The sequence below is a fragment of the Flammeovirga aprica JL-4 genome (genome assembly GCF_012844305.1).
GTDB lineage: Bacteria > Bacteroidota > Bacteroidia > Cytophagales > Flammeovirgaceae > Flammeovirga > Flammeovirga aprica.
On record NZ_JABANE010000036.1, the window covers coordinates 66831 to 76989 of the forward strand.

At 33.2% G+C, this 10159-nt stretch carries 6 protein-coding genes; 3 read left to right on the plus strand and 3 right to left on the minus strand.

Features of this window, described 5'->3' with window-relative positions; genetic code table 11:
• The first annotated feature begins 3 nt into the window (after positions 1–3).
• The 3 genes from HHU12_RS14460 to HHU12_RS14470 all read left to right on the plus strand — a co-directional run bounded on the left by HHU12_RS14460 (position 4) and on the right by HHU12_RS14470 (position 3127).
• Positions 4–1101 (plus strand): hypothetical protein, encoded by a 1098-nt coding sequence (locus HHU12_RS14460; protein ID WP_169657462.1) that lies wholly within the window; start codon positions 4–6, stop codon positions 1099–1101.
• Between the two features lie 55 nt (positions 1102–1156).
• Positions 1157–2251 (plus strand): DUF4178 domain-containing protein, encoded by a 1095-nt coding sequence (locus tag HHU12_RS14465; RefSeq protein ID WP_169657463.1) that lies wholly within the window; start codon positions 1157–1159, stop codon positions 2249–2251.
• Between the two features lie 531 nt (positions 2252–2782).
• Positions 2783–3127, plus strand: coding sequence for a hypothetical protein (locus tag HHU12_RS14470; protein ID WP_169657464.1), 345 nt, complete (start codon positions 2783–2785; stop codon positions 3125–3127).
• Between the two features lie 372 nt (positions 3128–3499).
• Here the strand turns inward: HHU12_RS14470 and HHU12_RS14475 are convergent, their stop codons facing one another.
• From HHU12_RS14475 to HHU12_RS14485, 3 genes are all read right to left on the minus strand, one after another.
• Complete coding sequence (locus tag HHU12_RS14475; protein WP_169657465.1) at positions 3500–4513, minus strand: PDDEXK nuclease domain-containing protein; 1014 nt, start codon at positions 4511–4513, stop codon at positions 3500–3502.
• A 626-nt stretch (positions 4514–5139) separates the two neighbouring features.
• Positions 5140–6720 carry an outer membrane protein assembly factor BamB family protein gene (locus HHU12_RS14480; protein ID WP_169657466.1) on the minus strand — a complete coding sequence of 527 codons (1581 nt, stop codon included), beginning with the start codon at positions 6718–6720 and terminating at the stop codon, positions 5140–5142.
• An 816-nt stretch (positions 6721–7536) separates the two neighbouring features.
• A complete protein-coding gene (locus HHU12_RS14485; protein ID WP_205959886.1) occupies positions 7537–10020 on the minus strand; it encodes an FAD-binding oxidoreductase in 2484 nt (827 codons plus the stop codon).
• Between the last annotated feature and the right edge of the window lie 139 nt (positions 10021–10159).

Here is a 10159-nt window from a genome sequence, read left to right on the forward strand (position 1 = left end):
ACAATGTCATCAAATCGATTAAGAATAACCAAGAAAGAGAATTATCTAAAACTTACTTTAAGGTGGTTTAAACCTCACCACTTAGTTTTTTTAATTTTTGCTATCGCATGGAATAGTTTTATCATTGCCTGGTTTGAATTTCTTAAATACGGTGTGAGATTTGATTTTATGACCATTATGTTTTTCATCCTTCCACTTGTACATATTGCAGTAGGATTGGGTGGATTTTATTATTGCTTAGGTCTGTTACTCAATAGAACTATTGTGAAAGTTGAGAATGATAAATTAATGGTGAAACAATTTCCTTTGCCTTGGAAAAAGAAGTTTTCTGTGGATGTATCAGAGATAGAACAATTGTATGTTGGAAGGAAGAAGATCATAGATAAGTGGGATCAAGAAAGGAAAAATCCATTGATGCTGGCGAAAAAAAATGGTGATAAAATAATATTACTTTCAGGACATGCCATTGTTGATATAAATCAAGTCAAGCATATAGAAAGACTGTTGGAAGATTATATGAAAATTCAAGATTATGCCATGCCTAGAGAACTTGATTCTAAAAGTAAACCAAAGAAGGAAGATTTGAAAAGAGAGAGAAACGAGGAGATAAACCCTACTGCTATTTCTTTATCTGATTTAAAAGATGATTTTGTTTTCAATTATGACTTGTCCTCATGGGTGGTCACTTTTACAATCCAATACGATTGGGTGAGTGGAAATACAGATAAGCTATTGCAAGTGGTGAGTGATGGTGGTGAAGATCAATTATTGTATTTACAGAAGCAGAATTCAATCATTAAGCCATGGATAGAAAGCAGTGTAGAGAACTTTAATTTCCCAACTTTTGATAAATCTATAGTATCAAAAATTCCAGATACTTTGGAGTATGATGATGAGGTCTATCAATTGGTAAAAGAACTGGAAGGCAAACTTTTCCATAAGAATCAAAAGGCAGGGCATAATGTGTGTCAGAATCTCTATTTAAATGGTGAAAAGGATAAAAGCATAAGAATTGTCTGGCTTTCAGATGAGAATTATTCGATCTATCTAGGTAATAAAAAAGAAGAGCGTCACTTTGATAATATTCTTCACAGAGGATAAATAATACACCTTCAATTAAACCGATAAATCACTTATTAAATTAACGTAAATAACAATGTCTTCAAACCAAGTTGCAATCGCTAATAACGAAAAACAGCTAAAGCTTAGTTTTAGATGGTATAAGCCCGGAATATATACTTACTTATTTTTCTCGATTATATGGAATTGTTTTGTCATTCTCTGGGTTAGTGCTCTTTCAAGAGACTTTAATGGTGATGTTTTCGATATCGCAAGTTTACTTTTTCCAATTGGACATGTTTCAGTAGGAATAAGTACATTTTATTATTGCTTATGTAATATCTTCAACAGGACTATTGTGAAAGTTGATAATAAAAAATTAACAGTAAGACATCGACCGTTTCCTTGGCTAGGGCAGTATACTTTGGATGCTTCAGAGATAGAACAATTGTATATTCGAAAGAAGACAAATAGCGTAGAACAAGATTACGTAACGCAATACCCGTTGATGCTTAAGAAGAAAAATGGTCCAAGTATAGAATTACTTTCAGAAAAAGTGGTTGGAAATAAGTTCAATGCAAAAAATATAGAAAGACTGATTGAAGAAAGATTAAATATTCAAGATTATGCCATGCCTGGAGAACTTGATGCTGAAAATAAACCAAAGAAGGATGAATTGAAAAGAGATAGAAACAAAAAGATAAACCCTACTGCTGTTTCTTTATCCGACTTAAAAGATGAGTTTGTTTTCAATTATGACTTGTCTTCATGGGTGGTCAATTCTACAATTCAATACGATTGGGTAAGTGGTAATACAGATAAGTTGCTTCGAGTGGTGAGTGATGGTGGAGGAAATAAATTATTGTATTTACAGAAGCAGATGTCAATCATAACACCATGGATTGAAAGCAGGGTAGAAAATTTTAATTACCCAACTTTTGATAAGTCTATCGTATCAAGAATTCCTGATACCTTGGAGTATGATGATGAGGTGTATCGATTGGCAAAAAAAGCCGAAGGCAAACTTTTCCGTAAAGATCAAAAAGTAGGTGATAACGTGAGTCAGAGTTTTTATTTAAATGCTGAAAAGAACAAAAGCGTAAGGATTGTCTGGCTTTCAGATGAAAACTATTCTATTTACTTAGGTGATAAAAAAGAGGAACGCCACTTTGATAATATTCTTCATGTATAAAGGTGATATTAAAAAATGATCAGAATTTCTTTAAGGACAGGAGAAAAAGGACTTTTTAAATGAAGAATGAAGAAAAGATAAACCGTACTTTGGTCCGTGTGAACTTTATAAATCCACATTCCTCCAATTGTATCTATCATAAAGACCAAAGCACGAAATATTTTTCTTAATTCTTCATCAAAAAAACGGTTTACTCTTGTCCTATTACTTGTTCTAAATTACACAAAACACTCATCTCAATGAATCCAAAAAACTTTCAAGCGTCTCATAATTTTACAGTCACTCAAAACGAACAATTTTTAAAAATCACTTTCAAATGGTTCAATGCAGGTTCTTTTTTTTATCTGCTTTTTACATCTTTTTGGAGCATTATAATGTTAGCTTGGTATGCTTCGGGGGTATTAGAATTTAAGCATGGAATATTGGGGATACTGTTTTTTGGGATATTTGCTATCATTAATGCAGGATTAATTTACTTTACTTTTTGCTCTTTTTTCAACACGACAGTATTGTAAAATTGAGAACAATAAAATGAGCGTATCACATTTTCCTCTTCCATATAAAGGGAAATTTTCGAAACGCCTTGAAAATATTAAAGAACTTTATGTATTGGAAAATGAAGTGCATAATGAACCGGGGGTAGGTGAGGTAAATCGGGTGTCTACTACATCAATCACATATCCACTTTATCTAAAATCAACAGAAGGTTATTCCATAGAAGTATTATCGGCTAGATTCACAATAAGCTTTGAAGAAGCAACACTGATAAAAAAGATAATTACAGATTACATCGTAACGTATAATTATGCAGAAGAGGAAGTATCATCACCTTTACCGCGTTCGAATAATAAGGGAAACTATTTTGGAGAGCGATAAGGAAAGGAGTTATTAATGAAATACTTCAATTGAAATGAGATCGGCATGTAGAGCCACAATGCCTTGTGGCTCAAGTACCACCATAAAAAACACTTTCTGAACCACAACATGATCTATTTTTTTCGGAAATGAATAGAGGTAATAGTACAAATGAAAATGGGTATTTCGTAGACCCATAATTGAAATTATGGGCTTTTGGGAAACTATTCTTCTTTTCGGATTTTATTATGAGATATGGTATAATTTTTTGCTCGATATATACAAGTAATTAGCTGAATATGTCAGCTCAGATTTTTGGTTCTGTATTCGATGAATTACAGGGACAAAGTTTGGAGTTTGTACGGAGAGGGTCTGCACTCTACTCGCTAGTGGCTATGAGTTTCTATTTATTAATTGGTACAGTTCATTCAATTTTTTTTGTAATGTTTCTTTTGGTATTAATTTCATTTCATAGTCTGCTACAACAGCAGGGCTCAAAGATCTACTTAAAGCATACTCAACTACTTCTGTATCTTTCTCTCTACACAGTAAAACACCGATACTTGGATTTTCTTTTGGCAATTTTACATCCCTGTCTAATGCTTCTAAATAGAATTCCAATTGTCCCATATATTGAGGCTTGAATTTATCTGTCTTGAGTTCGAAAGCAACTAAACATTGTAACTCTCTATGAAAAAAGAGTAAATCAATATAAAAGTCTTCATTTCCTACTTGTAAACGATATTCTTCTCCAATAAAAGAAAATCCGGTTCCTAATTCTAAAATAAAATCTTTTAATGAATTGATTAATGCCTTTTGAAGATCTTTTTCTTTATGAATTATAGGTAAATTTAAAAAGTCGAAAACATAGCTATCTCTAAAAACATTTTCTGTATTCTGAGGAAGGCTTTTGACTTGACCAGAAATACTCTCATTAGCAATCATAGTTCTTTCGAAAGTACTAGTTTTTATTAGTTGCTCTAATTCTCTAACACTATAATTTTGCTTGGAACATAATTGTAAATAAAATAGTCTTTCCTCTTCTGTTTTTAGTGACATAATTCTTCTATGATGAGACCAACTTACTGATAGCCAAGTGTCAGGTAATTTCTTGACACACTGTGGCAAGTTTTTATAAGTCTCATAGAATTTTTTCATTCTCCATAAATTATTTGCACTAAATCCTTTCAATTCAGGGTCTTTTTGAGATATAAAATGGGCAAGATCTTCAACTATGCTTTTTCCCCATGAGCTTACTGAAACTTGTTCAGAGATAAAAACACCTATATTCCAATATAATTCAATTAAAGTTGAATTAACTTTCTTATAAACCTGCTGTCTTGCTTTTTGTATTGCAGATAAAACTTTGTCAAAGTCTTCGGTATTTTTATTTATTTCTGGACTCATATTTTTGATGTTTATAGGAATACAAAGATAAATAAAAAGTAAATGTTGTATTTGATTATTTAACTGAAATGAAGTTTGCTAATTTATCAACTTGTAGCCAAATGTGATTCATGGAAAAAGTTGAAAATAAGTATCAAAGAGGTAACTTCAAAAACGACTTCGATGAACGAATCAAGAAACTCTTAGTTTGGTGAATATCAAGCGAAAACTTAAAAAGGTAGATGAGTGGGTAAGAAATCGTCTTCGTTATTGCACCTGGCACCACTGAAAAAAGGTGGAACGGAAGTACAAGAACTTAATGTGCTTAGGAATATCTTATGATCAGGCTTACGCTTGGAGAAAAACGAGGAAAGGCGGATGGGCAATTGCTCAAACGAGGAACGAGTTCATGACCACCGATAAAAAATAAAGCCGTGAATAAAGTCCAATTCTTATTAAAACAATTACCATAGAAAGACTAGAGAAAAGCGGATACAATTCTATGCTCGATCTTTACAAGAATTTAGCTGAACGGTAATCAACCACCTTATATCTTCATGAGAAGAGATTCGAAATAAGGGAGCAGAGCTCGTAGTACGTACGGTGGTGTGAGAGGGTCTCCGCTAGGCTAATTGTCAAACGGTACTTTACTCGACAGGGGTACTTGATTTATTCTTACTTAATATTTCTTTCAAGTCAATCGCTATAAAACTTTTGTCTTGCTTATCATACAATGTTGTTCCAATCAAAAACGCTTTTGAAGATGCCTCAATTTCAGCAATTTCTTTTCCCTTGTTGTCGACAATCAATGTTTGTTTGTCTTTTGCGATAAATTTTAAGTCTGCTGTATGTAAATAATAAATGCTTAAATCCTCATAATTAATCATATCTACAACAGATAAATAATCGTCAACAGACAATGTTTTTCTTTGATTTGTAAAAACAAAGGTTTTAGAAGGATCTAAATGAGGAAGGCTTACTAAATTGTTATTTTCATTTCTCACAAATGTCCGATTTCCAACAAAGTATTTCAAATCACCGTAACGATCTTCATGAAATTCTTTTTCAATTATTAGGTTTCCAGTTATCATCGAATACTTGGCAATCCTATTTTTAAAAACTAAGTAAATTTCATTTTGTAATATCTTAAAATCAAGGATTGGGTCTTTTCTTACATTTATTAATGTCAAATATTTCTGTTTCCCTGTTTCTCTATCAAATGCGGCAATAAAAGGCTTTCCAAAGTCTAATTTTCGAGAACCCATAAAAGCATAACCTTTATTTACCATGTAAATTACATTATCATTCATGAAAATCGTTGATTTACTTGCTAAGTCATAAGGTAAGAGGTGATTCCAAGCGATTTCACCTGTTTCTTTATTAATTTTTGATAGTTGCTCTTTTGACGCAAAATATATGTATGAACTATCAACAAGGCTATTTGAAACTACGTCTCTTACTAAACTATATCCTGTTGGCGTGATGAATGTACCAGTACCAGTCATTAATCCTGCTGCTACTCCAACGGCATTTGCAGCAATCATTCCTGTATAAACTTTCTTGCCAGTTTTCGTATGGTAATCCCATCCTCTTCCGTTATTGATATTTATTGAATGTAGCCCAGCTGCAACAACAATCATTGTAGAATCATTTGTATAAAAAACATCATTCCAACCGTACTCTCTATTTATGAATCTTTTCCATATAATATTTCCATTTTTCAAATCGATTCCCTCGAGCTCATTTGAATAACTTGTAGAATTATTAAATCGATAACCGATTCCAATATTTTCTACTGGGTCAACGTAATAGATATTGTTTTTTACCTCCCAAATCTCATCACCAGATTTAATGTCTAAGCAGTTACTTTTTTTTGCAACCGTAAAAATCATGGTATTACTAAATTGTTGAAGAGTATTTGTCTCATAAACAATTTTTTTGCTCCACAATAGGCTTTTATTATTCAAGTCATATTGTAATATATTACCCCTATTAGATAACCACTTTTCTTTTTTTATTCCACGGAGTTGAACTGTTAAGAACCCATTGGTTGTATCGAGATAAGTTTCGTGAATTCTTTCTGGAAATATGTATTCTGTCCCTTTGATTTCGGTACTGTCAAATAAGTTTTTTCCTACAATTTTTTCATTGTGTTCTATTTTATTTTTTTTTTGCCCAAAAGTTACACTTGAAATCAATAGTAAAAAAACAGTTAGTAAAATCCTCATTGTTTAAGTTTGATTTATGTTGCTTAGTTCTTTTTTTGTACCCTAACGTAAATGCTAAATTCGAGAGCGGTTGTGTCAAACGTGATTGGAGTTTAGTTACTGTATGTAACCATTAAGGATACAATCAATATTTCTCTAAATATAGTTCAATCTTCTAGAGTGTGCAAGTTTCGTATGCTCGGAGTACGATCCCAAAACATTAGCTCGTGACAAGATGGTTTTCCGTGAGGAATGCACTGAAGTAAGTCAAACGGCAAAAGTTGGTACTGACAGGCAGGAACGACATATGGGACATAGGTGGTAGGATAAGTAAGCACATCATTACGAAGTCTGAACTAAAACGCAAAAACTTAATGTATTTAGAAATATCTTATGATGAGGTCTATGTTTGGAGCAGAACAAGAAAAGGAGGTTGGGCTGTTGCTCAAAGATTTTTTAATCTTCAAATCCGGTTCTTAAATAACCTTCGCTATTTAGGGATACCGTTCCAATCCGTTTTTCATTTTCATCAAAAAGTTCTAAATCTTCCCATCCCATCTTTTCACAAAAATTGTAAATTCCCCACCAAAGATTTGTTGATTCAGATCTAACTATGATTTTAAGCAGTTATTCAATTAAAATCGGAAGTTTTGGATTTTCTTTTTTAGCCTACTCTGTGTTAGAATATCATCACATAACTATGCTCTTCTATTCTGCCTAGATTAGGCTAAAAAATAATTATCCAACTTCTCCCAATTTTAAATGTTCAACTGCTTATATTCATCCATTTTGATTTAATTAAAGACAACGAAATTACAATTTGACTTGTATAGTTATTTAATAATCAAAAATATGTTCTACCTCAAAACCTTCTTTTTTTATTCTTGATATGAAAGGAATTAGCTCAGTTACAGGCATGAAATACACTAATCTTTTAGAATCATTATCTGTAACTATTTTAGATTCGTAGAGCATCTTGATTTTGTCTAAATGGAATGAGACATCTTTCGGTACAATAATACTCACTGATATTTCATCATTACCACCAATACTATGAAGCTGAATATCCTTATCTGCTAGCTCAATTAAGTTAGTAGTAAAAGCCCCCCAGCGTTCAATAGCAATTAGATAAGTATCATCCTTTTTTGTGTGAATTTTTACCGCATTGTTCGTTGGGATTTCTTCTGTGGAAGTGGCAAGCACATATATGTCTGTAACAGGCTCCTCGTAGGTCGATTTCGCTGCCCACTCTATTAGTTGTCCATAAGCAGCCTTAAATAAGAATTCAAAAGTAAAAAGGGTTTTGCGTTCAACTTTCCGAAACCAGTTACTATCCTTGGTATTTGAAACAGCCCATACCTTGCCTATCCATTGAAGAAAATCAAATTCATACCATGCTTTATGATAGATAAGGTCACTATATGCACGATGGGCTTGATTGATTGTTTCTTCTTCGTCTGAATTGATACCATTATGAAGAAAGCTAAATACTTTACCAATTGTGTTTTCATAGAGTATTTTAATTGTGTATTCTAGAGTGACTGACACTCCTATTACCTGCAACATAGTGATGTATTCCTCATTTGAGGGATAAGCTTCAGAAACTAGCTTTAGCGAACGGTCATATAACGACCAATATTCATCAAGGGAAGCATAGAAAGGGAAGTCCGAAGGATTCGCTCCTGATTCCAAGTAATCGGAGTATTCTTTGGGATTGAATACTAAATACCACTCTGGTACAGTCAATACAGTTTGTTCTTCATTTCGATAGTAACCCTTAATAGTGTTACCTTCTTTCTCGACCCTTTGGCTAATGTATGGGTTATATTTGTCAAGAAGCTTGTTATTAAATCGATGTTTGGGATCAATAGAATCTTTTAAGGCAAAATACACCTCCGCATTTGGGTAACCTTTATTAAATTGATCGACAGTAGCTTGTGGCTGATAGGGTAAATACCAAGTACCTCTTTCACTCAAAATAGCATCTGTCATGGCCAAGGTCCATTGTTTTACGTTTTCTTTTGCTTCATCACTAGTTTCTTGTTTATAGTAAATTACAAAAGCAATCACTTCTTCAGGTGCCCATGACAGCATAGATTCTTTGTCAGGATAGGCGTGACGCAAGGAAACATTGATCACATTAACGTTGTATTGATCATAAACCGCCTTCATTTTTGGAATAAAGGACTCAATATTGTAAATGGGAATGAAGTATTCCTGTAACACATATGTCGATTCTTCCCTCGACTTAGGTTCAAGTTCATTGACATCATAACTCGCTTCACGATTTCTCCACTTCACTACTTCATCTCGATACCAAAGCGGATCAAGAATTTTTCTTCGTACCCATTTGCCAAAATCTCCCCACGTAATCACTTTTAATAATTGATGTTCTAAACTGTAATCTAAACCTGTTGGAGTAACTCTTATGGTATCAGTTAGTTCTTTATCCGTTTCTATCCAAGCTATATTTTTTACCATATCAAAATGGGGAGGATATAAGTCTCCGTTTTGAAATATTACTTTTTTATTATTTCTAATGTTCTCCTTGAAAAAGCTGAGGTAATCTTTCACTTGAATTAAATTGGTTTTTCTTTCAACCTTAACGTTTTCCTCCAATTGTAAAGTCGTTTCTACTATAACACCTATTCCACCATAGCCACCAATAGCAGCGTTAAAAATGTCTGTGTTTTCATTTCTATTCGCATTAATTAGTTTTCCTTCAGCAGTAATTAGTTTAATATTTTGAACAGATGAAATGATCGGTCCGTGTCCAATATAACGTCCATGACAGTTCACCGATATTGAACCACCAACAGTAAAGTTAGCATAGGTTTGCATGATTTTAATAGAGAGATCATGTGGATCAATGTAGTTCTGAAGGTCTCTCCAAGTAATACCAGGTTGAACTGTAACTTGTTTCTTGTCTGTATCAAGGTTTAATACTTGGTTAAATTGACGCATGTCAATATGTAGGCTATTATCAAAAGCTACTTGTCCTCCCATACTAAACCGTCCTCCTCCTATAGAAATGGGACCTGTAGTTGATTGTATTGCATTGATAATGTCTTCTGTATTAGTGGGTTGGATAACTGTACCTACCTGAATAGGATTAAGTTGTGTGATATCATTTACCGTTTTATTCTCCAGCACTTTGTCAAAGTTTGGATCACCAGCAGTTTTGATTATCACAATGACCAAGACGATATACGCCATAAAAGAATAAAAGGGAATGGCGTATCTTTTTTTGCTATGGATAAACCTGAAAAACTTACCAGTTAGCTTGCTTAAAAATTGGAATAGCTTAAAAAATAGTCTCATGAAATTTAAATTTTTGTAAACAGCATTAATGCATTTTTTGTAGGATCGCCCTCTTGATAAAGGGTTTGTGGATACACCGTTCGCCGTTGTGCCACCCATTTCACTCATATTGTGCCAAAAATTCACACGCCATTGTGCC